Source organism: Paenibacillus sp. CCS19, from assembly GCF_033239625.1.
Taxonomy (GTDB): Bacteria; Bacillota; Bacilli; order Paenibacillales; family Paenibacillaceae; genus Paenibacillus_T.
Genome location: NZ_BTCK01000066.1, coordinates 1 through 26,610 on the forward strand (window position 1 = coordinate 1; position 26,610 = coordinate 26,610).

General features: G+C 52.3%; 26 protein-coding genes. 7 read left to right on the forward strand and 19 right to left on the reverse strand.

Annotated elements, in window-relative coordinates; genetic code table 11:
* Nucleotides 1-272: 272 nt before the first annotated feature.
* The 3 genes from SBI19_RS27440 to erpA form a co-directional block, all read right to left on the reverse strand.
* Entirely contained in the window at nucleotides 273-728 is a 456-nt protein-coding gene (locus SBI19_RS27440; RefSeq protein WP_317972713.1) for a hypothetical protein, read from the reverse strand.
* 100 nt (nucleotides 729-828) lie between these two features.
* Nucleotides 829-1,266 (reverse strand): nuclear transport factor 2 family protein, encoded by a 438-nt coding sequence (locus SBI19_RS27445; protein ID WP_317972714.1) that lies wholly within the window; start codon nucleotides 1,264-1,266, stop codon nucleotides 829-831.
* Nucleotides 1,267-1,500: 234 nt separating this feature from the next.
* Entirely contained in the window at nucleotides 1,501-1,860 is a 360-nt protein-coding gene (gene erpA / locus SBI19_RS27450; RefSeq protein WP_110047051.1) for an iron-sulfur cluster insertion protein ErpA, read from the reverse strand.
* A 333-nt stretch (nucleotides 1,861-2,193) separates the two neighbouring features.
* Here erpA and mqnE point away from each other — a divergent pair, with 333 nt between their 5' ends.
* Both mqnE and SBI19_RS27460 read left to right on the forward strand, forming a co-directional pair.
* Nucleotides 2,194-3,297, forward strand: a complete 1,104-nt coding sequence (mqnE, locus tag SBI19_RS27455) for an aminofutalosine synthase MqnE (protein ID WP_317972715.1) — start codon at nucleotides 2,194-2,196, stop codon at nucleotides 3,295-3,297.
* Between the two features lie 111 nt (nucleotides 3,298-3,408).
* Complete coding sequence (locus tag SBI19_RS27460; RefSeq protein WP_317972716.1) at nucleotides 3,409-4,476, forward strand: NAD(P)/FAD-dependent oxidoreductase; 1,068 nt, start codon at nucleotides 3,409-3,411, stop codon at nucleotides 4,474-4,476.
* A gap of 100 nt (nucleotides 4,477-4,576) precedes the next feature.
* On the opposite strand, the gene SBI19_RS27465 is transcribed toward SBI19_RS27460, so the two are convergent.
* A complete protein-coding gene (locus SBI19_RS27465; RefSeq protein ID WP_317972734.1) occupies nucleotides 4,577-4,846 on the reverse strand; it encodes a YuzB family protein in 270 nt (89 codons plus the stop codon).
* Nucleotides 4,847-5,010: 164 nt separating this feature from the next.
* Between SBI19_RS27465 and SBI19_RS27470 the strand changes: the two genes are divergently transcribed.
* On the forward strand, nucleotides 5,011-5,256 hold the full coding sequence (locus SBI19_RS27470) for a NifU family protein (protein ID WP_110047054.1): 246 nt from the start codon (nucleotides 5,011-5,013) through the stop codon (nucleotides 5,254-5,256).
* Between the two features lie 137 nt (nucleotides 5,257-5,393).
* Here SBI19_RS27470 and SBI19_RS27475 read toward each other — a convergent pair whose 3' ends face one another.
* The 7 genes from SBI19_RS27475 to SBI19_RS27505 form a co-directional block, all read right to left on the reverse strand.
* Nucleotides 5,394-6,101 (reverse strand): Cthe_2314 family HEPN domain-containing protein, encoded by a 708-nt coding sequence (locus SBI19_RS27475; RefSeq protein WP_317972717.1) that lies wholly within the window; start codon nucleotides 6,099-6,101, stop codon nucleotides 5,394-5,396.
* A gap of 91 nt (nucleotides 6,102-6,192) precedes the next feature.
* Nucleotides 6,193-7,116, reverse strand: coding sequence for a COX15/CtaA family protein (locus SBI19_RS27480; RefSeq protein WP_317972718.1), 924 nt, complete (start codon nucleotides 7,114-7,116; stop codon nucleotides 6,193-6,195).
* An 803-nt stretch (nucleotides 7,117-7,919) separates the two neighbouring features.
* A complete protein-coding gene (locus SBI19_RS27485; RefSeq protein WP_317972719.1) occupies nucleotides 7,920-8,264 on the reverse strand; it encodes a thioredoxin family protein in 345 nt (114 codons plus the stop codon).
* Between the two features lie 43 nt (nucleotides 8,265-8,307).
* Nucleotides 8,308-9,897 (reverse strand): copper amine oxidase N-terminal domain-containing protein, encoded by a 1,590-nt coding sequence (locus SBI19_RS27490; RefSeq protein WP_317972720.1) that lies wholly within the window; start codon nucleotides 9,895-9,897, stop codon nucleotides 8,308-8,310.
* Between the two features lie 100 nt (nucleotides 9,898-9,997).
* On the reverse strand, nucleotides 9,998-11,848 hold the full coding sequence (locus tag SBI19_RS27495) for a carbohydrate-binding domain-containing protein (RefSeq protein ID WP_317972721.1): 1,851 nt from the start codon (nucleotides 11,846-11,848) through the stop codon (nucleotides 9,998-10,000).
* Nucleotides 11,849-11,900: 52 nt separating this feature from the next.
* Complete coding sequence (locus SBI19_RS27500) at nucleotides 11,901-12,578, reverse strand: DUF4956 domain-containing protein (protein ID WP_317972722.1); 678 nt, start codon at nucleotides 12,576-12,578, stop codon at nucleotides 11,901-11,903.
* Complete coding sequence (locus SBI19_RS27505) at nucleotides 12,572-13,315, reverse strand: polyphosphate polymerase domain-containing protein (protein WP_317972723.1); 744 nt, start codon at nucleotides 13,313-13,315, stop codon at nucleotides 12,572-12,574. The genes SBI19_RS27500 and SBI19_RS27505 overlap by 7 nt, the downstream gene beginning before the upstream one ends.
* Before the next feature lie 192 nt (nucleotides 13,316-13,507).
* Here SBI19_RS27505 and SBI19_RS27510 point away from each other — a divergent pair, with 192 nt between their 5' ends.
* Nucleotides 13,508-14,185, forward strand: a complete 678-nt coding sequence (locus tag SBI19_RS27510) for a response regulator transcription factor (RefSeq protein ID WP_317972724.1) — start codon at nucleotides 13,508-13,510, stop codon at nucleotides 14,183-14,185.
* Nucleotides 14,185-15,519 carry a sensor histidine kinase gene (locus SBI19_RS27515; RefSeq protein ID WP_317972725.1) on the forward strand — a complete coding sequence of 445 codons (1,335 nt, stop codon included), beginning with the start codon at nucleotides 14,185-14,187 and terminating at the stop codon, nucleotides 15,517-15,519. Before SBI19_RS27510 ends, SBI19_RS27515 begins: the two co-directional genes overlap by 1 nt.
* Before the next feature lie 41 nt (nucleotides 15,520-15,560).
* Here the strand turns inward: SBI19_RS27515 and SBI19_RS27520 are convergent, their stop codons facing one another.
* A complete protein-coding gene (locus SBI19_RS27520) occupies nucleotides 15,561-15,923 on the reverse strand; it encodes a winged helix-turn-helix transcriptional regulator (protein WP_317972726.1) in 363 nt (120 codons plus the stop codon).
* A 150-nt stretch (nucleotides 15,924-16,073) separates the two neighbouring features.
* Between SBI19_RS27520 and SBI19_RS27525 the strand changes: the two genes are divergently transcribed.
* Nucleotides 16,074-16,793, forward strand: coding sequence for a 3-ketoacyl-ACP reductase (locus SBI19_RS27525; RefSeq protein WP_317972727.1), 720 nt, complete (start codon nucleotides 16,074-16,076; stop codon nucleotides 16,791-16,793).
* Nucleotides 16,794-16,925: 132 nt separating this feature from the next.
* Here the strand turns inward: SBI19_RS27525 and SBI19_RS27530 are convergent, their stop codons facing one another.
* From SBI19_RS27530 to SBI19_RS27560, 7 genes are all read right to left on the reverse strand, one after another.
* Nucleotides 16,926-18,239, reverse strand: coding sequence for an extracellular solute-binding protein (locus tag SBI19_RS27530; protein ID WP_317972728.1), 1,314 nt, complete (start codon nucleotides 18,237-18,239; stop codon nucleotides 16,926-16,928).
* Nucleotides 18,240-18,266: 27 nt separating this feature from the next.
* Nucleotides 18,267-19,055, reverse strand: coding sequence for a response regulator transcription factor (locus tag SBI19_RS27535; protein WP_317972729.1), 789 nt, complete (start codon nucleotides 19,053-19,055; stop codon nucleotides 18,267-18,269).
* Nucleotides 19,056-19,079: 24 nt separating this feature from the next.
* Complete coding sequence (locus SBI19_RS27540) at nucleotides 19,080-20,789, reverse strand: sensor histidine kinase (RefSeq protein ID WP_317972735.1); 1,710 nt, start codon at nucleotides 20,787-20,789, stop codon at nucleotides 19,080-19,082.
* A 218-nt stretch (nucleotides 20,790-21,007) separates the two neighbouring features.
* The gene (locus SBI19_RS27545) at nucleotides 21,008-22,645 is read right to left on the reverse strand and encodes a putative polysaccharide biosynthesis protein (RefSeq protein ID WP_317972736.1); all 1,638 of its coding nucleotides are present in this window, start codon (nucleotides 22,643-22,645) and stop codon (nucleotides 21,008-21,010) included.
* A 183-nt stretch (nucleotides 22,646-22,828) separates the two neighbouring features.
* Nucleotides 22,829-23,557, reverse strand: a complete 729-nt coding sequence (locus SBI19_RS27550; RefSeq protein ID WP_317972730.1) for a ThuA domain-containing protein — start codon at nucleotides 23,555-23,557, stop codon at nucleotides 22,829-22,831.
* Nucleotides 23,558-23,577: 20 nt separating this feature from the next.
* Complete coding sequence (locus SBI19_RS27555) at nucleotides 23,578-24,063, reverse strand: DUF456 domain-containing protein (protein ID WP_317972731.1); 486 nt, start codon at nucleotides 24,061-24,063, stop codon at nucleotides 23,578-23,580.
* Nucleotides 24,054-24,827 (reverse strand): Cof-type HAD-IIB family hydrolase, encoded by a 774-nt coding sequence (locus tag SBI19_RS27560; protein WP_317972732.1) that lies wholly within the window; start codon nucleotides 24,825-24,827, stop codon nucleotides 24,054-24,056. Before SBI19_RS27560 ends, SBI19_RS27555 begins: the two co-directional genes overlap by 10 nt.
* A gap of 380 nt (nucleotides 24,828-25,207) precedes the next feature.
* Between SBI19_RS27560 and SBI19_RS27565 the strand changes: the two genes are divergently transcribed.
* Complete coding sequence (locus tag SBI19_RS27565) at nucleotides 25,208-26,323, forward strand: RluA family pseudouridine synthase (protein WP_317972733.1); 1,116 nt, start codon at nucleotides 25,208-25,210, stop codon at nucleotides 26,321-26,323.
* Nucleotides 26,324-26,610 lie beyond the last annotated feature (287 nt).

A 26,610-nucleotide genomic window follows, 5' to 3' on the forward strand; every position in this document is an offset into this window, starting at 1 on the left:
GTGGCTCCATTGGACCTGATAACGGAACAAGGACTACAGGAGACATTTAGTTGATCACGAAGCTTAGGAAGCGAGGGGTTGTGTCGCAGAGTATCTCTGATTCACACACGCTTTAACGAGCGTTACCCGAGTAACAACGCAAAGTGTTGATGAGAATGAACTCAATTTCAAACCACCGTCGGAAGGAAGCCTGTAACAAGGCTTCCTTTTTAACGTTGTTGCACAACATAACAAAAAGCCGCATGAATGCGACTTTTGTAAGCGTATGAATCTTAGCTCGTGCCAGCGGATGCGGAGCCATTAAACACTGCAGGTCCCATTAGCGTAATATCTGAATCTGCACTGATAAATAAGCTGTAACGGATTTGCCCTGCTTCAACCACATTTGCTGGCGGAAAATCTCCTGCCACAACACTGATTGGCGGATTGTCGATCGAACCGCCCCCAAGAAACAGCGTATCCGTATAAATAACCGTCCCCGTACCTGCTGTGCCCGTTCCGTTACGTTCAATAGTCAATTTAACATTGGCGGTGTTCTCAACCCCGATGTCGACCCCAGCTATTCCTGTTAACGCAATACGAACAAGACCGCTATTACCCGCTGGAGCCGCTGCAACCGTCTGAAGTCCGATGTCGCCAATCAATAACGGTGTCGTCGTAATCGGCTCTGCGCCGGCACTGTCATTGCGATGCACCGACAGACGCTCGTCCAGAAACTGTATAGCCAAGCTAACCCCTCCCTTGCTGCTAAACTATTCTATTATATGCAGCCGCTAATAGAGTTGAGCTGGGCAGTGGTATAAGTATATCGGAGTTGATTTACAGTAATTATTTCAATCGATCCGGCACCGGTTTAAGTTCGTCTCCCCATACATTCCAGAAAAACTGATCCGCGACATGCTGGTCGGCGGCAAAATTTTGAGCGGACTTAATTCGACCGTTCTCAATCTGATAGACGAGAACCCAATTCATGTCCACTTTATGCTCGCCATACTCTCCCCAGCCGCGATGAACATCCACGACATGATGCTCGCTGGCTGACAGCGATAGAACCTCGGCTTTAAAGTTCGCTTGGGCAATCGTTGCGAAATAATTAATGATCTCATCGGCACCACGCTTAACGCCTGCCAATGGATGATGGCCCGGAATGATCCACGTAACATCCTCCGCCAAAATAGACTGCTTCATTGTTTCGAGATCGCCGCTTCCATAACACTCAAAAAAACGTTGAACCAATGCCAGGTTACGATTAGCCTCTGCCGTCATCACTCGTTCACCCTTTCGATATTCATCTCTATTATCGCGGTTTAATTGCCAATTTCTAGTTGATTAATCAAGTATAGATTGAACGATAATGGTCGTCTACGAAATGTCGGATAATTAGGAGCGCAGTAATGCAGAGGTAATTGGCAGGTGGTTCTTCGTCCCTGAGCACACAAAAAAATCCTGCATTCTACGAAGTGTTTCATCGTAAAACGCAGGATCATTATGAGTATCAAATTAGCAAGGATCAGCAGCAGGGTTGCCCGCTTCCTTCGCCGTACGGAAGCTCGAACCGCAGCCGCATGTCGCCGATGCGTTCGGATTGAAGATGGTGAAGCCGCCGCTCATGCCTTCTTCCTTCCAGTCGATCTCGAGACCGTTCAAGTACTTGATGCTGTTGTTATCCACGACAACTTTGAGACCTTTCGCGTCCAGCTCCTGGTCGTCTTCGTGGCGCTCATCGTCGAAGCCCATTCCATAGGAGAAGCCGCTGCAGCCGCCTTCCTTCACGCCAACGCGCAGGAATAGGTTTGGCGTTTCCTCCGCTTCGAGCATTTCTTTTATTTTATCGATAGCCGCATCGGATACATTAATCACGGCAATCCCTCCTCGAGATTAGAATCATTATTACGGATTTGCCTTTAGTATACTCCGTTTGCATCTTATGCTCAAGGGTTCGAATATCATGGGTGGGACAGGTATTTGCGAAGCTCGTCACGACGAAATCAATCATCTGATCCATTATTTACACATGACAGATCCATGTCACCTTGCTGACTTTTCTTGTTGCCGCTCTTCATTATGAGGTTTATAATGAGTACAGTTATTTTCAAGGGAATAGCAAGTTCCTTTTTTCACAAACTTACCCACTTAGCTCACTGGCCACGACAGGGACTAGGAGATCACAGCAATGAAAGCGAGGGAAACCGTATGAACGTCATTTTACCGACTGATCAATCACGCATGCAAGAGATTGCAGACAAAGTACGTAACGGCGAACGTCTGTCGCTTGAAGACGGCGTCTTTCTGTACCAATCGGATGACCTGCTGACCATTGGCCAGCTCGCGAACGAAGTCAACATGCGCAAGAACGGCCGCAAGGTCTACTTTATCGAGAATCTGAGCCTCTACTTCACGAACGTCTGCGAAGCGCACTGCGCATTCTGCAACTTCCGCAAGGATGAAGGTCAAGAGGGCGCATATACACTGTCCGGCGAACAAATGATCGAATATGTCGATCAGCATTACCATCCAGGCGTGCGCGAGTTCCACATCGTAGGCGGACACAATCCGCATGTTCCGTTCCAATATTATGTTGATTCGCTCAAAGCGCTGAAGGATCGCTATCCAGACGTTACGCTGAAAGCATACACGGCAGCGGAGATCGATTTCTTCTCCCGCATCAGCGGTCTTTCTTATACGGAAGTATTGCAAGAGCTAATGAAGGTCGGCCTCGCATCGCTGACGGGCGGCGGCGCTGAAATTCTATCCGATCAATACCGGAAGAAAATGAAAGTAACGAAAGCGGATGTAAGCCAATATCTGCAAGTGCACCGCGCAGCGCACAACCTTGGCCTGAAGACGCACACGACGATGCTGTACGGCTCGGTTGAAAGCAAGGAAGATCGTATCCGACACATGATGCAAATTCGTGAGCTGCAAGACGAGACGAACGGCTTCCTCGTGTTCATCCCGCTGTCGATGCAGCCGATCAGTCCGAAAGCAAGCATCAAACGCCGCAACTCGGCGTTCGAGGACTTGAAGACGATCGCAATCAGCCGTCTCATGCTGGATAACTTCCAACATATCAAAGCATACTTCATCAACATCGGTCTGCAGCTCACGCAGGTTGCCCTCGCGATGGGTGCAAACGACGTGCACGGCACGATGGTGAAAGAACGGATCAGCCACGCCGCTGGCGCACTGACTCCGGAAGGCATTACGCGCGACGAGCTGATCTGGCTGGTCAAAGGCGCAGGCCGTATCGCTATTGAACGCGATACGCTTTACAACGAAATTAAAGTATACGAATAGTCTTGAATCATACGAATGATGAGATCTCTACACTTAAGCTGGAATTCATGCTGTCCTGCCGCGCAGGACACACTATAGCTACAAATCGGGACATGGAATGGGTGCTAAACAATGAAACGAGTCATTATTTTGGGCGGCGGCTACGGCGGACAATCGGTAGCCAATGAATTAATCGAACGAGGCATTCCAAGCGACACGATCGTTACGCTTATCGATCGCATGCCGTTTCAAGGCCTTAAGACGGAATACTACGCGCTAGCAGCAGGTACGGTCAGCGATCACCAACTGAGGGTTGCTTTCCCTAGCGATCCTAAATTACTGCTGATGTATGGCGAAGTGCTGGACGTCGATATGGAGCGGCAAGTTGTTATCATGGAGGGTCAAGGCGAGCTGGAATATGACAGTCTTGTTATTGCGCTTGGCTGTACCGATAAATTTCACGGCATAACTGGCGCTGAAGAGTATGCATGTACGATTCAAACGTTCAGCGCTGCTCGCAATACGTACCAGCAGTTAAATGACCTGAAGGCATACGGACAAGTGTCGATCGTCGGCGGCGGTTTAAGCGGCGTTGAGGTTGCGGCAGAGCTGCGCGAGAGCCGACCGGATTTGAATATTCGCATCATCGACCGCGGACCAAGCGTAATGTCAGCTTTCCCTGACAAGCTTCAGAATTACGTTGCAGACTGGTTCCGTGAACATAATGTGGAGATGATAGGGCACGTTGCGCTTAACAAGATCGAGCCTGGCATTCTTCACGACAGCCACTCCGATAAACCGATCTATACGGATGTAACAGTATGGACGGCTGGCATTCAGCCTGTTGAGCTCGTGCAGCGAATGGATTTGCCGAAAGATCCGTCCGGCCGCCTCGTGATCAACGAGCTTCACCAGCTGCCAGCCTACACGAATGTATACATCGTCGGCGACTGCGCTTCCCTTCCTTTTGCACCGAGCGGTCAAGCGGCGGGCGCCCAAGGCAAGCAAGTTGCTGAAGTGATTCATGCGATCTGGAACGGACATACGCCTAAGCTTGGCAAAATCAAGCTGAAAGGGACGCTTGGCTCCCTTGGCAAAAAAGCTGGTTTCGGCTTGATGGGCAAAACCGCACTTATGGGACGCGTTCCGCGTCTATTGAAGACAGGCGTTCTCTGGAAGTCGAAACACCATATCGGGTAATCCAATTTTACTAAGGCTTTTCAATGTTTGAAAAGAATTTAAAACGCCTGTGGCAGGAGCAATGTATGCTCGCTTGCCACAGGCGTTTTTATGAGGAACCTTACAGATCGTCCAGCAGCTTATCCAGCGCTTCACGATTGGCGCGATGCTCTTCTATATTCTTGACGATTTCATCGTAGAGCTTATCGGCCGTCTCAGCAGCGACAATTTCGCCGTCCACTAAGGCGAACGGGAACAGGTAGCATTCCCCGCAATTGCCCAGACAGCCGTATTCGATGACTTCATAGTCGGGGTCCTGCTCCAGCCGCTGCATAATGCGGTCAGTGCCATGATGCATGTTGCTGGCGCAAAACTCAACGATCGGTTTCATCATAGTTTTACCTCCGTCGTGCACGCGTATGAGAAAAGATGAATACACGAATATTAATAATCGATGCGGATGAATCCGCGCGATCAAATGATTCCACAAGGCCTCGAATCCATTTTCATTTCAATCGCTTTGTACTATAATAGGGGAGAAAGGAGTTGATTGCAATGAGCGAAACCAACCAATCGACACAGTACGACGAAGTATTGGACGTACTGGATAAACTGCGTCCGTTCTTGCAGCGCGACGGCGGTGACGTAGAGCTGGTAGACGTTGAGGACGGCATTGTAAAGCTTCGTCTGGTAGGCGCTTGCGGCAGCTGCCCGAGCTCGACCATCACGCTGAAGGCCGGCATCGAACGCGCACTGCTTGAAGAGGTAGAAGGTATCGAAGAGGTTGTACAAGTATTCTAATCAGCCTTGATCGGTCCTGATACGATGCAAAGAGTCTTGCCCGAGAGACATTATGTCTGCTTCGGCAAGACTCTTTTTTTGATCCATATAACCTCGTCATACCCGATTCTCGTTCACTTATTCGCGATGCGAACGCGCTAACGATCATTCCAATGGCGGTAACAGTACTGATAGGACAGCACGAGCGATTCGATAACAAGCTCCAGCCCGAGCTGCATATCTTCGGTCTGCGTCGCGATATTCTCGAGCACCGGCTCTTCCCCATGCCGCTGAAGGCTTTGCTGAAGATCGTCCTGCAGCTCCGAATTCATCAGATGAATCTCTACATTGCGTCTGCGCCGCAGCCGATTCATCGGACTCTTATACCGTTCCTTGAGCTCGTCCAGTGCTTGTCCAAGCGCGGGATGCTTCCGGTTCAACCGCATATTGCGCAGCACTGTGAAATACGAGAAGTGCGGCTTCATCCGTTCCGTCTCCAGCTCCAGCACATCGTTCAGCAGCGTACCAAGCTTATCGAGCAGCGAGAACATGCGGATAAAGCCGTTTTTGTCAAAATACACATACCGATGATAGTCCAACTGCTCCTCACTCGACATATGGCCAACTGAAGCGCTGGTGATGCGGGCAGCGAACTGAGCAGCCGCATAGCAGCTCTGCTCCATCTCATCGAGCGAGCCGATTAGTCCTCGCGTCCCGATATCATATTTGCGCAGTTTCCCCTCAGACGGCGCCCCCCTCCGAATATGCTCATGCATCAATCGGGTGAAGTTCCACATCTCATTGATCGCATCCGCCAGTCTGCCCTTCGGCACTAACGGCGGCTCTCCGAACATCGTACGCAGCATCGGCATTAGCTCCTTCTTCTGATCAGGTTGCGACAACGCCGCCGTCACATGATGTGCCGGCGGCGTTCGTTGTTCGCTCGCGTAAAGACTGTTACCTCCGGGTATCCCGATGCATTCGGCTGCGAATAAGCATATCGAGCATGATCGTGAACAACCCTGAAATAATTAAGTTATGGACCAAACTTGAGAATACGAACATATCCTCATTCGTCAGCTCATGCGTCAACCACGCACCGCTGCCGATCTGAGCGATAACGAGTACGAGCGACCATGCGCTCGTTGCACGTAGCACCTCTCCTCTCGCTCCAGCGCGGCGTACAGCAATGAAGACGAACAGAAGAACGAAGAACAGAATGACGGCTGCAATGCGATGAAGGAACACGGGCAGCGTTGCTCCTTCAAGCGTAGGAACGAATTCACCGTTACACAACGGCCATCCGACACACCCGCCTGAAGAATCCGTATGCCGTATGAAAGCGCCTAAGTACACGACACCATAACTGTAAATGACGGTAAACAGCATGATGCCATAAAATTTGCGAGGCAGCGGTGTCGTCCAACTACTCGCTCGGCCCGTACGTTTCATCCGCCCAGCCCATATGACGAGCAGCATCGTTGATGCGAAGGCAAGCAGCGAGATACCGAAGTGGATAGCCAGCACCGGATCGGATTGCGGCCACATGACAGCTGCCGCTCCCATCAAGGCTTGGACAATGGTCAGCGCCAGTGCGCCGCTTGCATACAGAACAGCCTCACCGTATTGTCTGTAGCTTTTCATCGTCATTAGGAATGTCAATAAAGTAAGTATGCCCGCAAGTCCGCTAATGGCACGATGCGAATATTCAATCAATGACTCCAGCGTATAAGCCGGTACGAATTTTCCGTTACACAGCGGCCAGTCGTCTCCGCAGCCCCTGCCGGAATCGGTATTCGTGACTAGCGCGCCCGCGAGCAGAACAAGAAGCATAACGATACAGGAAGCGGTAGCAACCGCACGATAACGTCCCGTAATCACTACTATCACCCAATTTCTAATAATTGTAAGGCCCCATAACATGTCAACAATATGTTCATTATAGCCTTATGAATTATCGAATGCTATGTCGAAAATGGGACACTTCTTGCGGCCTCTCCAAATTCCTCCCCTATAGGGAGGACTCAAGGGGGCGGCCCCTTGGACCCCTTTTCTACCTGGACTTTAGGGGACTTCGTCCCCTGGGACCCCTTAAATTGAATCCTTAAGTTCTCAATTCAATCTATGGACTGCGTCCCCTGGAACTCGATTTTCTCTACCCACCCAAACCCTCCCTGCAAGGGAGGGCCCCATGGGACTCCCGTCCCCTGGACCCCGGAAGGGGCTGTTGGCGATACTTTGGCGTGCTGTACATACTGCGTGCTTGGAGTCGCGTGCCCCTGTGGGGCACAGCTCTTGTTCGAGCGTGTCATGGGACTCCCGTCCCCTGGACCCCGGAAGGGGCTGTTGGCGATACTTTGGGCGTGCTGTACATACTGCGTGCTTGGAGTCGCGTGCCCCTGTGGGGCACAGCTTTCGTTCGAACGGTTTCTTACAACCTACATGCGTGCTGGGAGTCGCGTGCCCCTGTGGGGCATAGCTTTTGTTCGAGCGGTTTCTTACTTCCTACATGCATGCTTGGAGTCGCGTGCTCCTGTGGAGCACAGCTTTTGTTCGAGCGGCCCCTTATGGGGCGAGTTTACTTATTGTGCGTGATTCTTACTGAAAATATAAAAAAGCCCGAGCCGGATACAAGGTGTGATGCCTTGGTCCAGCTCGGGCTTTTGTGTGAAGAGATATTACAGTTATGCTTGCGGCAATGCTGATGCGACGGCGACGGCGCGGTCGAGGAATTGCTCGATCTCGTCGCGAGTCTTGCGCAGCTTGCTGACGAAGCGGACAAGCTCTTGGCCGTTCTTGAAGGCGATAAAGCTCGGAATGCCCAGAATGTTAAGCTCGCTGCACAGATCGGGCAGATCGTCACGATCGATCTGTACGAACGTAATCCGACCTGCATAAGCCTGTTCTACTTCAGGCATGAATGGATCGATAAAGTGGCAGTCTCCGCACCATGTCGTCTTGAAGACGGCAACGGTAAGTTCGCCTGCAACGGCTTCGCGGAACGCTTCATCGGTTGTAATGATTTGCATGGCGTTATCCTCCTACTTTCATAATCCAAGTATACCCTTTAGTTTATCCGACTTCACGTTCCATTGTAAAAGCATATTTGATGTTGTCGCCATAAGTGTCCCACGTTACCGTTGCGCCGAATGCTCGGGCAAAATCACGAGCCGGTACGTAAGCGATGTTATCGACTACCGTCACTGGATACGACCAGTTGACTGCTTTACCATTGACGACCGCTTTCTTGCTTCCCTTGTTCACGACTAAGGATGCGCTCGTTGCTGGGTCATATAAGTGAATGCCATCGCGTTCCACGGACAGATTCAGCCCAAGCTGCTCTGCAGCGTCGCGAAGCGGAACAATCGTAACGCCGGAAGCCGTTACTATAACAGGAGCATCGTCCCACACTGTCCAGTAAGCCTCCTGCTTGCCGATGTGGAACTGGTTGCGCAGCAGCGAGTATGCATCAGATGACTTATCGAACAAGCGCAGCGTCTCATAACCCTGTTGGCCCTCGAGCGTCTCCAATGTGACCGCCGACTTCTTCTGTTTGTCTGTAACTTTGTCTGCGACAACATCGCCATTGACATTCCAGCGCTCTTGGTTGAATCGAAGCACGAAACCTTCGAACGGCATCTCCTCTTCGTCCATTATGGCAGGATCAGGCTTGTACGACGCTTCGAGCGACAGCTTGCGAATATCAAGCTTCGCATCGACGTAGACGTCCGCTGTTACGGAGCTGTCGTCGTTAATAATGTGGCTGAAGTCATCCTCTTGCTCCAGTTCCTTCATCGACTCGCCAAGCTGCGCTAATTCTGCAACGATCTCGTCGACTGCCGTATCGATCTCCTCTTCGGTTGGCTCGTACACCTCGCCGTCTTCATCCAGTGCGATCGTTTCGCGCAGCTCCGGATCCGCCAGCACAAGATCAACGATGCCTTGCACCATCGTCCGCAGACCTTCACGGTCGCTCGTAAGGGCGGTCAAATACGATTGAACCCATGCCCAAGCTTGCGCTGCATCGAGCTTCACATTGACATGTGCAAGCGACAGCGATTCACCGTTAACGGTCTCCGTCACGAGCGGGTCGACCTTCAGGCTCGTTGGATTCGGCATTTTACCAATGAAATAACCGCCCGCCTGGTCCAGCACCTTGTAACCGAAATCCATCAACGATTGCTCTTCAGGCCAAGTTGCAGCAGCCGTATCCGGGCCTAAGTCTTCTACCTCCGTGCCATAAATGAAGGAGTCCACGAAATCTTCTCCCGAAAGATCCAGCAGGAACGGACGTTTAGCACCCTCTACTGTCATCAGAGCAGTATCGCCGTCAACGACAAGCGAATAGCCGATCGACAGCTCGCCGAGCTTCAAGGCGCCTTTCATCGACATATGCTCGCTATCTTGCTGTTTGGCTTCGTCGACTTGAAGCGTAATATTCGATAAGAGCGATAACAGCTCTTCTTCCTCAGCAGACAAATCCTCTGCGCTGTCCGCTGTTTCACTGCGGAGCAATTCGAACGAGAACGAACCGTTGCTTTCCACCGTCTGCACCTTCAAGCTGTTCAGCAGCACGCGATTCAGATCGATTCCGGATACAGCTTGACAGCCAGCGATAATGACAACGACTGCTGCAAGCAGAATGACCGACAAGCGTTTCATCGATAACCTTGTCCACTTATGCACAAATATGCCCCTTCCAAATGATAGAAATAGATTGCTCTATCATTCTATCACATGGAAGGAAGCATATGGTATAAAACTAGGATTGCGTGCTTTCCACTTGACGATCTCCGCCGCGGCCTCTGCCGCCGAAGCCGCTGCTCGCTTCCGTTACACCAGACTCATTGACCCAAGTAATAGTCGAGGCCGCGGTGAACGATACGACCTTCGTTCCACCGCTGTAATTGCCACCGTCATAGAGCCCGTTCGTCTCTGTGCCGTTCGAAGTACCGCCCGAATAAAGCGAATAAGCCGTATCTTTCTTCATATCCGGCGAGCTGATATAAACGGCTTGATAGTCTTTCGAAGGTGCAAAAGTAACGATCGCATTGCCTGCTTCGTCTTCCAGATGAATGAGCGTCCCCGCCTGCTGCGTCTGCGGATAAGTCATCAGAATGCCTGCCTGCGTAGAGCTGTCGGATACCGCCTGCACCATGCCGGAGCTGCCTGCTGCAATAAGCACGCCGCCTGTCATCTCGAAGGTGCTGTCATAATCAAGCGATCCGTTGCCATTCATCGTAGGACCATTAACGACAACTGTGCCGCCAGACATTGCAATGCCGCCATTCGCATCGAGACCATCGCCTTGCGCATCTACGCTCAGATAGCCGCCCGTAATCGTCAGCAAATTGTTCGAGGAGCCTTCTCCGCCTGGCATACCGCCGCCGCGAGGTCCTCCGCCTTGTCCCATATCTGCAGGTGCTGTTCCATCTTGTGGCATATCTGCTGGTGGCATATCTGCTGGTGGCATATCTGCTGGTGCAGCGCCCTCCTGAGGCATTTCGCCTGCTGCGCCATCGGTGTCGCTGCTGCCGCTTGCCGCATTCACTCCATCATCGCTGGACACTACATGCACTTCTCCGCCGGCAATCGTAATCGAGCCTGCTTCAAGACCTTCATTGCTCTGCGTAATGTCGACCATACCGCCAGAGATCAACAGTGCGATTTCCGAGTGAATGGCGTCATCGCCTGCCGCAATATGCAGGTCGCCGCCCGAGACGAGCAAACCGCCCGTGCTGTGCAGCGCATCCTCGCCAGACTCGATGCTGTAGGTGCCGCCTTCCAGCGCGATGAGGCCTTCTTCGCCTTCCGTATCATTCGTTGTTTTGATGCCGTGGCCCTTCGCGTCGATGACGAATAGTCCATCCTTCACCGCGACCAGATCACGTCCCATAACCGCATCGTCGGCCGCATGAATCTCAAACGTGCCGCCCGTTATTTTCAGCTTATCCTTACTTGCGATGCCGTTGTTGTAGTTTCCTTCTACCGTCAGTTTGCCAGTACCATTGATCGTCATATCGTCCTTGCTGAAAATCGCTGCATTCGGCTCGTCCGTCGAAGCGTCCGCCAATTCATACGCCGTTCCATCCGACACGACGTTGTTGGTGCCCTCTGGGAGCGACAGAATCAGCTTGCCCGCCTCCTCGACATAGATCGGAGAGCTCGTGCTGTAATGAATTTCGGCGCCGTTCAGAATCAAACGGACGACACCTTCGTCGGCCACGTTCACGACAATTTGCCCGTCATCCAGCTTGCCGCTCACCACATAAGTGCCGGCAGCCGTAATCGAGACTGAGCCGTCCTTCGTTTCTGCGCCCGTACCTTCAACAGTCGCAGTCGTGCCATTCAGCTTAATCGTTGTCGCTTCCGATGCGTTCCAGTCGGAATACGCGTCATCTTCGTCATATTCAACCTTGCTGTTGCTTAGGTCTAAGCTTGCCGTCTGAACGGAAGCGGCCGTCGTCTGGCTTGTATTCGTCGCGGCAGCCGTGCTGTCCGTGCTCGTTGTTGCCGTCGTATTGCTGCCGCATGCGGCGAGCATTGCCGTGCATAAAGCGACGACCGCCAGCTTGGATAATCTATTCTTGCGGTTTCGTTTGATCGTATTCATCGTTTCTCTTCCCTTCTAATCGGAATGATGTATGCCATAAATTCTCGAATCATTATTCAGTGACGGTAGGCGTCATCGTTAATGAAATATCAAGGTTGCCGTTTCTAACACGGATTGCATCCAGGAGCTCCTTCTGATCTGTTTCCTGCCCGATCGTGACGGCATAAACAAGCTCATACAGGCTGCCCAGCTCGGTCGTTCTCACTTTCTTCAATTCATATTTCACGCTGAAAATGTTAAAAATCTCATCGAACGTACGTTCATAATTAAGGTTCTCCGGAATCGTTACCTTGAGCAGCTTCTGCGTAGACGTCTTGGCGCCGAACTTGATTGCTTTAAGCAGGAACATCAACAAGCAGAGAACGACTGTGAACAAAATGGCATAACCATAAGCGCCGACGCCGCATGCAAGACCGGCCGCCATCGTGAATAGGACGAATGCAATGTCCTTCGGATCGCCGGGAGCGCTTCGGAATCGAATGATCGAGAAGGCGCCTGCAAGGCTGAACGCCCGTGCGATATTGCTGCCGATGAGCAGAATAATGATGGCTACGATGGTGGGCAGCACGATCATGGTGAGGGCAAAATTTTGCGTATAAGCCGCTTGTGTCTTCATATAGGTGAAACTGATCAATCCGCCGAGTGCGAAAGATAGGAATAAGGTCAGCAATGCATCGCCCAGCGATAATTCCGTTGCCGATGCAGCGGTCGAGAATAGTGAATCTAACATAATTGAAGTCGCTCCTTTATTTGTTGTTCATTGCGGATATTCATGCGGTATTCGTTGCCGTATTTGGAGAAGCCCGTCCTGAACATTTGAAGCTCGGACAGCATATGCGCCAGCCAGACAGGGACCGTCTTCTCGGCTTTCACTTCCATCAGCCATAAGCCCGGTGCCATGAGCGACTCCCCATGATCGCCATCCTCAAGCCTGACATCCTCCCGCCTGGAGCGGATATTCGTATCGAACGTAATTCGCAAATCCCGATTGCCTCGGCAAAACATCGCGATCCGATCATAAGCCAGATACACGGCCGGCTGCAGCTCATAACGCTGAAGGAAGTATTGGATTTCGTGAATAACCTGCTTGTTCATATAAGACATGAATTCAGGCGCGGCCCCCGTCCGAACGAACTCGTAGGCTTCATCCAGCTTCATCGCAGTTCTTCGTTTGTTCACAAGGCCGAACACCTTCTTCTTCAGCTCTACATAAACCTTGGCATCCCGCTTCGGCACACCGTACGCCCGAATTCTCAGCTTCTCGCGATACTTCGGCTTCGATAGGCTGTTGCGGATGATCGAGTGCTGCGGCGTGTCGTAATAAATGTTGCTGATCGAGTAGAATTGATTGTTCCGGTTGTATTCATCAAGTTCCATATAGTGAAGCAGCCGATTATAAATGTCTTGAAAAGACTGGCTGTCCATCAGATACTTACTTTCGTACCGATTGAATACTTCAATGGCCATATTCGGTTCCCCCTATTCCTGTTTGCAGCTTGCATCGCCTGTTCATGACTGTATCTTAGGACGATAACCTTTAACGAATCTTAAATATTTCGAGCGGATTCGTCGTTAAGTTTGGTTAAAGGTTCGTTAAAGGTTCGCTGCTTATAATAGGTTCACACGAGCGCAACAGACTTTAGAAATGAGGAATCTTTCATGCGAATATTAATTGTCGAGGATGAGGTCAACCTTGCCGAAGCGTTGTCCCAGATCCTAAAGAAAAATAATTACTCCGTTGACGTCGTCCATGACGGCCAGTCCGGACTCGATAACGCCCTGTGCGGCATCTATGACTTGGTGCTGCTCGACATTATGCTGCCGAAGATGGACGGCATTGCCGTGCTGAAGGAAATTCGCAGCGAGGGCATTGCGATCCCCGTCATTCTGCTTACCGCCAAAGGGGAAGAGCATGATAAAATCAGCGGTCTCGACTATGGCGCTGACGACTATGTGGCCAAGCCTTTCTCGACAGGCGAGCTGCTGGCTCGCATTCGTGCGGTATTAAGAAGAAGAGGCGAGGTTGTACCGGACGACAGCTTGAAGTTCGGCGATCTGGAGCTGAATACGGCGAATCTGAAGCTAACTTGCAGCGGCAAAGAGATGAAGCTCATTCTGAAGGAATGCGAGCTGATGGAGTTGCTCATTATGAGGAAGACAGCGATTACGTCCAAGGAGCTCATTATCGAGAAGCTGTGGGGATTCGATTCGGATGTGGAGCATAACAACGTAGAGGTGTATATTTCATTCCTGCGCAAAAAATTAACGTTCCTGCAATCTTCGGTCCGCATCTCGACGATCCGAGGCGTTGGCTACGTTCTGGAGGAGGCGACGTAATGTTCAATCGGCTGCGCAACCGGCTGCTTATTGTGAATATGGTCATCATCAGCTTGATCATGTTAGTAGCCTTCTCAACGATTTATACAATCACGTTTCAGAACAACCATAAATCCATCAATGATGATCTCATTCAAGTTTCCGAGTTTTATCGCAAACCAGACGGCATGAACGGCGGCGGCAAATTCGGCAACGACCGCGGACACAAAACCAATGACGCAAATATGATGACACCGATAGAAGGCGGCATAGTTGGCGGTGGTGGCGGCGGCAAATCCGGCCCTCCGCCTGAACGGTCGGTATCCTTCGCCATCTTTACGGATGGGAATTGGAATATTACGCGGACGGATTCCCGCTTCGATATGGACGATGAATTTTATACAGAAGCGGTTGAACAGGCATCCGCAAGCGATGCCAGTCGAGGCAACTTCACATTAGACGGCAACCGATGGGCATACAACGTGGAGAATACGATCGATGGTTATTCCATCGTCTTCCTGGATGTAACGAATCCCTATAAATTTCTTAGGAATCTGTTATACACGTTCCTTGCTGTTGGTCTCATCATGCTCATCGTCATTTATTTCACTAGCCGCTACTTCGCCAACCGATCGATTGCGCCGGTTAAGGAAGCTTTCGATAAGCAGCAGCGCTTCATCGCAGATGCTTCTCATGAGCTGCGAACGCCGCTGGCGGTCATTAATACGAATGCGGACGTACTGCTGGCCAATCGCGATGAAATCATTCAGACGCAGGTGAAATGGCTGCATCATATTAAGTCGGAGACCGAACGAATGCGGACGCTGACAAGCGACCTGCTCTATCTGACCCAGATGGAGGATGCGAGAGAGAACGCTATTTCCACCTCGTTCAATCTGAGCGAGGCTGCCGAAAGTGTCATCTTGACGCTCGAAGCCGTTATTTTCGAGAAAAATATAGCGCTCGACTACGACATCGCGCCGGATTTGTACGCGAAGGGCAACAGCGAGCAGATGAAGCAGGTTATTCTCATCTTGCTCGACAACGCGATCAAGTACACGAACGCTGCCGGCTCGATCAAGCTTACGTTGAAGAAGCAAGGTCACGATCTGCTTCTGACCGTTGCCAACTCGGGCGAGGGCATTCCGCAGGAGCATCTGGCGCGAATCTTCGACCGTTTCTACCGCGTCGACGCCTCCCGTTCCCGGCAAAATGGCGGCTACGGTCTTGGCCTCGCCATCGCGAAGACGATCGTGGAGCAATTCAAGGGCCGCATCTATGCGAAGAGCGTGCCCAACGACGTTACGTCGTTCTATGTACAGCTGCCAGCGGATTCGCAGCCTCGCAAGGCTTAACACGAATAAAAGCCGCAGGCGCAAGCCTGCGGCTTTTCATTTTACACCTTCAGATCCTCCATCCGCTTCTTGCCCCAGTCGTACATCATCAACACGATAGGCAGCAGCGTTTCGCCGAGCGGCGTCAGCGAGTACTCGACCTGTACCGGGATGACCTCGTGGTACACCTCCCGATGGACGATGCCGTCCTCCTCCAGCTCCCGAAGCTGATTAGCCAGCACTTTATGAGATATGCGCGGGAACAGCTTCTGAATCGCATTGAACCGATAAGGGCCATCTACGCCTAGCTGATAAATAATAACGATCTTCCACTTGCCGCTTATGATCGACAGCGTCAATTCTTTCTCGCAATTAAACTGCTTGTTCTCGATTTTCTCTCTTATCTCTTCCCTTAGATCTCCCATCCTCATGTCCTTTCTATTATCCGTAAGGTTACGACCAAGGTAACCACATAACATTGAAATAATAAGCCCTTATATAAAAGGTCCATCTGTTATAGAATAAACGAATCCGGCGCAAATGAAAAAACGGATTTCGAATAGGAGAGAAAAAAAATGCAATTAACTAACCAAACAGCTATTATTACGGGAGCCGGCAAAGGGATTGGCAAAGCGATCGCCGAGCTGCTGGCGAAGGAAGGCGTCCACGTTGGACTTATCGCCCGCAATCGTGCGGATCTTGAGGCGCTTCAAGCTTCACTGACAAATACATATGGCATTCGTGCTTACATCGCAGCAGCCGATGTATCCAACGCTTCGGAGGTCGAAGCAGCGATTGCCTCGCTGAAGGAGCAGCTGGGATCGATCCACATTCTCATCAACAACGCTGGCATCGCCCAATTCGGTACGCTTGTCGATATGGACCCGGCGCAGTGGGAACGAATCATTCAAGTGAACCTGATGGGTACTTATCATGTATCCCGGGCTGTCCTGCCAACCATGATCGCGCAAAACAGCGGCAGCATCATCAACGTAGCTTCCACTGCTGGCGAACGCGGCTTCGCGACAGGCTCCGCCTACTGCGCATCGAAGTTCGCCGTGCTCGGACTGACGGAATCGCTGCTGCAAGAGGTTCGCAAATTCAACATTCGCGTGACTGCTCTTACGCCAAGCACCGTTAACACGGAACTCGCCGTCAACGCCGGTCTCAAAATCGGCGACGAAGACCGTATGATGCAGCCAGAGGATGTCGCCGAGCTTGCGCTCGCAACCTTGAAGCTGCCGCCGCGTGTATTCGTGAAAGCAGCAGGAATATGGACAACGAATCCGCAATAGCCATATTGAGATCTACAGCCAACGTAAGTCTGTAAGTGGACGAAAGAGCCGTCGAAACCCAATCAATGGAATTGGGTTCCGACGGCTCTTTATACGTTGAGCAAATCTATCCTTGTTCAGGCTTAGCAATGATTAATCGCCCCGCTTGATCGCCGCATCATGCGCTTGCGAGAATTTCGCAGGCGTCGTCGCCTTGCCGAACAAGGCTTGAATCTGGTTGAGATGCGTCTCTGCCGCGTTCGCTTTCATCTGTACGTCGGCGAATAACGTGATGCTGCTCGCTTGGTTCGTCTCATTAAACAAGTCGATGTACAGTTGTGGCAGTTGAAGCTTGGACGTATCCACCTTCGTCGCAGGAATAACGCCAGCGCCCGTCACCGATTGCTCGCCCCATTTGGCAACGAAATATTCGACGAACTTCTTCGCCTCCGCCTTCACGCTCGAGTTCTCCGCAACGAACAAGCCTACGCCCGGGCCGCCTACCCAGCTGTTCTCGCTGCCTTTGCCGCCCTCGACCGTTGGAAACTTGAAGAAGCCGACACTGTCGCGAAATGCTTGCGGAATGTTCTCGTTCGTTGTAAAGTTCGGCAGCTCCCACGTTCCCGTTAGGAACATCGCGGCTTTGCTATGCAGAAATTGAGACTTGGCTTCCTCATTCGATAAGCCGTTGAACCCTTTCACGAACGCATTGCTATCGACAAGCGATTGCACTTCGCCGGCCGCCTTCAGAAGCCCTTCATTCATGAATGAGCCCGTACCATTAATTGCGTTCGCCAACGTCTCTTGGCCAGCATAACGGTCTGCCAAGTACATATACCAGAGCGACCCCATCCAGCGGTCCTTATTGCCGAGCGCGATTGGCGGAACGCCATTGTCAGCCAGCGTCTTCACCACTTGCTTGAACGCATCGTACGTTTGCGGCGCCTCCAAATGATACTTCTCGAAGATGGCCTTGTTGTAATAAACCGGCGCGATGTTGAACTCCAGCGGAAGCGCGTATGTCTTCCCGTGGATTGCGTAAGCTTCTGTCGTACCCGCTACAAACTTATCCTTCAGTTCGCCGCCTAGCAGATCGTCCAACGGGTTGAACAACCCGCCTTCCACATAAGGCTCCAAGAAGCCTGCCGCCCAAGTGACGCCGACATCCGCGAGCTTGTTGGAGGCCGATAGCACCTTCAGCTTGTTCTTGTACTGCTCGTTATCGAGCACGTCCTGCTTGATCGTAATGTTCGGGTGTTCGTTCTCGTAATCGTGAATGATCTGATTGACGATTCGATTCTGTCCGGGTGCGATGTCTTCCGGCCATTGATGCATGAAAGTAATGATAATGTTGGAACCGCTTTCAGTAGAATCAGTTGCAGCGGCCCCATCCTTGTTGCTGCTGCAGCTAGATATGACCACTACGAGGCTTAGGGTTAATAATAATGCCGTCCAATTCTTGAACACGTCTACGCTCCCTTCTCCGCTGTCCTATTATTGAATCGTCTCATCGCGATGAGAGACGCTCTTCCGATATTGGCCAGGGCTCATATCTTCCAGCGTACGGAACACTTTCACAAAATATTTGGCCGTCTGATACCCAACGCGCTCCGAAATTTCCGCGATCGTCAGCTCCGAATTCGTCAGCATTTCCTTCGCCCGCTGCACCCTTCTGCGCGTCAAATATTCGCTGAATGTCAACCCCGTCTGCTCCTTGAACAATACGCTGAAGTAGCTGGCGTTCAGATGAAGATGATCGGCGATATCGCGCATCGTAATCGGATCGTGCAGATGCTCATCGAGATAATGGATCGCTTCCTGCACCTGTGCGTTATACCGCTTCTCTTGTCCCACTGTCTCGAGCAGCTTCTCGTCGACGAGCCGCTCCATTCGTTCAATCCGATGCAGCTCCTCTTCCCGCTTGAACGCAAGCTCCACCGCAGCGACCAGCTTAGCTTTATCCAACGGTTTGAGCAAATATTCCACGACGCCGAATTGCAGGGCACGCTGTGCGTAGCTGAAATCCGGATGACCCGAAATAATGATGACGATCGGCGGATGCTCCATCTCCTTCAACTTCTCGACCAGCTCCAGCCCGCCAAGCTCCGGCATCCGAATGTCCGTTATTAACAGACTTGCTTCATTGTCCTGCAGCCAAGCGAGCGCCTCGACCCCGCTGGCCATTACGATAATCCGGTGGCGGCCGGCCGACCACGCCTCCAGCACTTTGCGAATGCCTTCCCTCGTTCTTGGTTCGTCATCTGTTATCAGTATCGTTCTCATGCGCGTCCACCTCGTTCATTACAATCATTTTAATGCCCATATATCATCCGGTATCTCGAAAGCCATCGTCGTCCCATGTCCGACCTCGCTTCGGATTTCCAAGCCTTCCGTCTCCGATTCATAGTTAAGCCGCAGCCGCTGCTGCACGTTCGAGATGCCGACGCCGCTTCCTTTGGCTGACGTTTGGTTTCTGCCCTGATCCATGGCCGCATAAAGCGAATGGATCTTGTCCGCGTCCATTCCCGGGCCGTCATCGATGACCTCGATTCGCGTATACCCCGTTCGGCTGGAAGCCCCTACGCGAAGCGTGACGGTTCCCGGGCCAAGCCGCTGCTCGATACCGTGCAGGATCGCGTTCTCTACCAAAGGCTGAATAAGCAGCTTCGGTATCGGTACCCGCCGGTACGCTTCGTCAACCTCGATCGACCATGACAGCCGATCCATCATCCGCATCACCATAAGCTTAAGGTAACGCTCCGCGTGGTCTAATTCATCCCCCAATGTTACCCATTCATCTTCATCCGCCCTCGAGATGACGTATCGGAATAAACCCGACATTGCAACGACCAGCTGCGCCAGCTCCTCCTCGTCCTTGTCCTCGAGCGCCCAGTAGAACGCTTCAAGCGTATTGAACAGAAAATGCGGATTGATCTGGGCCTGCAATGCCTTTAGCTCGGCCTTGCTCTGGATAATTTCCTTCTGATAGACGACCTCGATCATCTCATTCAGCGAGACGACCATCTGGTTATACGTATTGTTTAACTCGTTGATTTCCATCGTCTGCGAAGTGACAGGTATCGGCTTCAGCGTCCCGAACCTTGCCCCCCTCATCGCGCGTATGAGACGAAGAATCGGACGAGTGATCATAATGGACAAAATAAACGTTAATACGATGAATAGCAAGCCGCCAACCGCCCCCGACACAATGACAGCCGTTCGCAGCACCGAAATGCCTTCCGTCGCATATTCAGCCGGCGTCAGTATAAGGATGCGCCAACCGGTCAACTGAGACCGCTTCTGTACAGCAATATAAGACTCCCCGTTCATCTCAACGGATGATTGGTTTTGCAGCAGGATCGACTCCACGTTCACATCCGATGAGAAGTCGGACGTAATGACCTGCCCTTTATCATCGATGAGTCCCATCGCTTCGCTCAAGTCGTCGCTCCGTCCGGACTCTGCTGCTGCATCGGTCAGCTCAAAATATTTGGCGTCCACTTGAACCATCAGATAGCCGGATGCCGAGAACGACCGATCGATCAGCCGAACCTGCCTCATCGCAACGAGAACGCCAGGATATTTGGGATCTATCCCATACCAGACCAGTTGTCCCTTGCTGCGATTCGCTCGCCCGATCCAATCCGGCGATACGCGGTCCAGCAGCGTCACATCGGTAAGCGGGAATAACATCCTGTAATCCGTCGTATACAGCTCGATCGAACGAATCCCCGTCGAATAAGCTTCCTGCTTGCGCACTTCCTGCTGCATCAGCTGCCGTTCCTCGAAGCTGATCCGCTCTCCGAGCAGCTCCTTCGTCATCAAGCGCTGGATCGTTGCGTTCGTCGCGACTTGCGCCGTGAACGTATCGACCTGGCGCAGCAGCTCGTCCAGCTTGCCGGAAGCCTGCACCGCCGTCTGTTGAATATGCTTCTCTGCATTGTTGCGCAGCAGCACGGATACTTGATCGTAGGTGAACAATCCGGCTGACGCCAGCACAATGACCATAACGAGCATGAAGCCGATAAAAATCTGATTGCGGAGCGTGTTCACCCTTCCTAGCCAGTTCCTCACAGCTGTATCCTCCCAATCTTACAATAAGCACAAAGAATCAAATATGCCGCACGATTAAATATACACAATTTTAACCTCTCAAGGCCAATTATTGTACGAAAAAAGAAGGAGGTCTCCGGTAGGAGCCTCCTTCTTCAAGATATCCAATATAAGAACGATCCTTATCCCCGCTGCCCTGTAGGCGCCAGCCGCATAAGCGGTCCGAACAGCTTGCGCAGCGGACCCGGGAACGAACGTACATCCGCAGGCTGTACGACGCGCAGCAGCACGAGCAGCACGACATACAGAAGACCTGCAGCGATACCGGCAGCACAGCAGCCGAGGAAATAGACGATTTTGTCCGGCATTGCATCAAGAAGCAGCGCCCGTACGCCATACTCTACACCGTAACCAGCAGCTGCCGTCACGATTACCGTAATGAGATAACCTGCCCATCGTCCTCCAAGCGTCTGAATAGGCACAACTTGACGGATCGAGCGAAGATTGAGCAGCGTAACAATGACAAAGCATAACGTAGATGCAACGATAAAGCCGTACAAGCCCATGACCGGCGCGAGCGCAATACTGCCGATAAGCTTAACCGCAAGTCCGATAAGCGTGTTGTACATCGGCGTTCTCGGCTTGCCAAAGCCGTATAGAATCGAGTTGCTCGTCATCATCGAGATCTGGAAGATGGTTCCGGCGGTCAATGCAGCAACGATTCCGCTGCCGGATTCCGTTTTGAACAGGAGCCCTGTTACCGAATAAGCAGCGACCGACAGAATGAGAGCCGCAGGTACGCCCGTGAAGACGACAATGCGCATAACGAGCGAAGATTGACGCTGTACCTCGTTCATATCGCGCTTCGCAAAAGCGGTTGAAATAACCGGAATAATCGACGAGCTGAGGGCAATCGCCAGAATCGGCGGAATGCCTGCAATGGAAATGGCTTTCAGCCCGAACGCATCGAGCGCTTGCTGTGCCGCTTCCTCGGAGATGTAGAAGCTGCCGCTCAATCGAATGAGGAACGTATTGTCGAACATATAGACCAAGTTGACCGTCATTGCCGTCACTACAATCGGCAGCGACATCATGAAGATCTCTTTGTAGATCGACTTGAACGACAGATTCGAACGTTCGAATCGCAGGCGGCCTGCACGAACCTCAGCAGCATCCTGTCTGCCAAGCTTGCGCCCGTACCAGATCATGACGCACAATGCGCCGATGCCCCCGATGAAGCTGCCGAACGATGCGGCCGCCGCAATCCAGCGGTCTCCCCAGCCTGCCGCTACAACGGCAACCGCTAGTCCAACGCCAACGAGCACGCGAAGAATTTGCTCAATGATCTGGGAGATACCGCCCGCCGCCATCAGCTGTCGGCCTTGGAAGTAGCCGCGCATCATCGCAATGGTCGGGAACAACAGCAGCGCTGGCGCAATTGCCTGAATCGATGCGTCTGCCAGCGGAAGCTTTGCTACATGCTTCGTGTACCAAGGGGCGATCACGTACAGCAGAAGCGCCATCGCTGCGCCGGTAATAACGCCGAATAGAAGCGCTGCCTTATAAATCCGCTGCGCTTCGCCAGCCTTGCCTAGCGCATGGCGTTCCGACACCATCTTGCTGATTGCACTCGGAATCCCCCCTGTTGCGATGATAAGCAGCCACATGTACACCGTGTTGGCAAGACCCAGCGCGGCACCGCCGCCCGTCCCCATCATGTAGTCGAGCGGGACCCGCTGGAAGATGCCGAGCACGCGTGCGACGAGCGCCGCCGCTGCTAGAATGATCGTCCCTTTAATTAATGATTCCTTCTTAAGCATAACGTCCGATTTCGTCCTCTCCATCATTGCTTGAACATGCGTAGATGCAGCAAAGGCACTATCCATCCTTCAGCTCCGGCATTGAACGCCGGAAGCCGATGGACGAACAGTGCCGTCATTGCTTCTGCATGTAAATAACCGTTATTTTATTTTACCACATAAGAATACTCGAAAAACAAATTGTTATTGGCCCTTGCCGCCGATCGGTTCAAGCGGCTGATGGTTGCCGCGTACCGGCGCCGCCGCGAGCGAAGGCGCTGCCCATTGAACGGCGTTGCGAATCACTTGCAGCACTTGCGGGTTGTAATACGTCGGATATGTCTCATGGCCTGGACGGAAGTAGAAGATTTTGCCCTGACCGCGATAGAACGTGCAGCCGCTCCGGAACACTTCGCCGCCCTCGAACCAACTGACGAACACGAGCTCATCCGGCGCTGGAATATCGAAGTGCTCGCCGTACATTTCCTCATGCTCCAGCGTGATGTACTCCGGCAGGCCTGCTGCAATCGGATGCGCAGGATTGACGACCCAGATGCGCTCCTTCTCGCCTGCTTCGCGCCATTTGAGATCGCAGCCGGTGCCCATCAGTTTCTTGAAAATCTTGGAGAAGTGGCCCGAGTGCAGAACGATCAGCCCCATGCCCTCCATGACGCGTTGGTGCACACGCTCCACGATGTAATCTTCCACGCGGTCGTGACCCATGTGTCCCCACCAGATCAACACGTCCGTATCCGCAAGCACTTCCTGCGTCAAACCATGCTCAGGCTGCTCCAAAGTAGCCGTCCGAACTTCGATCGACTCGTTCTGAATGCCCTTCGCCAACGCTTGGTGAATGCCATCTGGATAAACCTGACGAACTTCCTCGTGAACATGCTCATGCAAATATTCGTTCCATACCGTTACTTTGACCATAATGACAACACTCCTCTTCGTTAAATGAGCCAGATGAAGAACAGGATGATCATGATGAGCTGAAGGATAAACTTAACGACGGTGCTTGTGAACAATCCAACGACGGAACCGTAACCTACCTTAAGCGACTTATTCATGTCGGAGCCCGCGTACAACTCGCCTAGCAATGCGCCAAGGAATGGCCCAATGATCAGACCAAACGCCGGAATGACGAACGGTCCGATAATAACGCCGACTGTACTGCCGACGATCGAAGCGCGAGAGCCGCCGAACTTCTTGACGCCCCAGGCATTAACCGCGTAATCCGCTACGAACAACACGATTAAGATCACCGTCTGAATCAGCCAGAACCAAATGCCGAATGGCGAGAAGCTGATGCACAACCCGTATACGAAGAATGCAACGTAGATAGCCACTACGCCCGGCAGAATCGGGAATACCGCGCCTGCCATGCCGACCAGGAACAACGCAATGACGAGTATCCAGCCAATTGTCTCTAGGACCATAACGGCACCTCAGCCTTCAACACATATTTGCGCAGCACTTCGGCAACGCCATGCTCGTTATTCGAGAAGGTGACGACATCAGCCGCCTGCTTCACTTCGTCCTGCGCATTGCCCATCGCGACGCCAAGACCGGCTGCGCGAATCGCTGCAATATCGTTGAGGCTGTCTCCGACCGCAACCGTCTGCGACATATCGATTCCTAGCATGGTACACAGCTCCTGAAGCGCCGATGCCTTCGATACGCCAAGCGGGTTCATCTCCAGGTTCCAAGGGGAGGAGTTCGTAATCTCCAGCGTTCCCCAGCTTGCAGCCTCTTGAAGGATCGCTTCTCGCACCGAATCATCTTCCGTGTTGTAGCCGAACTTGAGCCAATGATGTGCCGCATAAGCATCTGCAGGTTCCAGCCATTTCGCCTTGTTATAGACCTCGCCATTGGTTGTATACGCCCAGAACCACACGCCATATTTCATCGCAAGTTGATGCAGGCTGCGTACGGTGCGCGGATCCAACAGTTCTCGCTTATGCAGCACATGCGGCCGAGACCAAATCTCGCCTCCATTAACCGTAACCATCGGTACATGCATCATGCCGAGCTGCTCCGTGTATGACAATACCTCGCGATGCCCACGGCCAGTCGAGAAGCAGACCGTAACGCCAGCATCCATTGCTTGCTTCATCCAATAGGCCGTCGTCTCGCTAACCTCATGTCTGTCGTTCAGTGTGGTGCCGTCCATATCCAGTGCAACCAGCTTGTATTCAGTCATATGAATGATGCCTCCTATCGGGATGGGTCCAATCGGCAGTCGACGCGCCGATTTCTCTATCTATTTTCCGATATTGTAGCACATTTCACCCCGAGTACCTACCAGCTTAAGGATAAGGAAGCACCTCGACTAAAGTCGGTGAAAAACTGCGCAAACGTTTGCATTTAGGACAAAACAAATCCCTGCCGCAAGCGAAATCATACGTTCCCTTCAGCTCATGACACCTGATCATCTGGTGTACTGGTTCCTATTATAGCGGCCTGAGAACGGTTTCGCGCCCATTCTTATTGGCTCGTTTGTATTGCATTTTGGTATACTGATATAAAATGCACGCGATTGTCCGTAACACGTGTCGTTATATTAGGAGGATTGTCATCAAAATGAACAACCGTCAACGTCCCGCCAAGCGCCCGTTCGGCGCATCGCCGGGAGGATCGAATCGCCCTAGCGGCAGCCGCGGCGGAAGCGCGAAGCCGCCGCAGAGCGGAACTGGCAGAACGCCGCAAGGGAAGCCAGCGCAGAACACGAGTACAAGAAAGCCGTTCGGGAAGCCTAGCGCAAGAACATCTGCTGCTTCTGCTGCCAGCGCTGCATCGACAGCCAAGCCCGCTCCTCGCACTTATGAGGTCAAGGAAGCGACGACACTGCTGCCATTCCTGCTCGAGGCTGTAACCGGCAGCGGGCGCAATGCCATCAAGTCGATGCTGGCACGCGGCCAAATCTCTGTGAACGGTACCTCAGTAACGGCCTACAACCATGAGCTTAAGGCTGGAGATAAAGTAGCCGTCAGCAAAGAGCGGATCGTCGAAAGTCCGCCGCTTGCTGGGCTTACGATCGTTCATGAAGATGACGATATCATCATCGTTATCAAGGACGCAGGCTTGCTGTCCATCTCCGCGGACAAAGATAATGACCAAGAGATCACCGCTTATCGTCAATTGATGGCGCATGTCCGCAGCCAAGATCCGAAGAACCGGATATTCATTGTGCACCGGCTCGACCGCGATACTTCGGGCATTATGATGTTCGCGAAGAACGAGGCTGCACAGCAGACGCTGCAGAACGAATGGCAAGAACGGGTGAAGGAACGCGCATACGTCGCCCTCGTCGACGGTTTAGTACGGAAACCGAGCGGCACCATTACGTCCTGGCTGCTGGAGAGCAGTACGCTGAAGATGTACTCCAGCCATCGCCCTGGCGACGGCTTGCATGCTGTCACACACTATAAGACGCTGCAGACGAGCCGTAACTTCTCTCTGCTGGAGGTTCAGCTCGAGACCGGGCGCAAGAATCAGATCCGCGTCCATATGCAGGATATCGGTCATCCAATCGCCGGAGACAAGAAATACGGCTCTCGTTCCCGCTCGATCGGCCGGCTAGGTCTGCATGCCAAGTCGCTCGAGTTCCTGCACCCGAAGACGGACAAGCTGATGCGCTTCGAGGCAGGCATTCCGAAGTCGTTCCTGCGCGTGTTCAACAGCGAGAACGTAAGGTAGTTTGGACGTCGTGAGAACGTTAGTTGATCGTTAATCGAAGCAGCTTGAACGGAATAAGTGTGGCTTAGCCACACTTATTTTCGTTTCCGGCATTGGAGTTGGATGTTTTAGCGGGGGCTCCCACACTTCATTTATCGTCGGACCCTTGGATGCCTGCTTCATATAACATTAGGCGGGGCTGAGACACACTTATGGTGCTTTCGGCGTTGGAGTTAGCGGTTTATGTGGGGCTCACCCACACTTAATTATCGTCGGACCCTTGGATGCCTGCTTCATGTAACATTAGG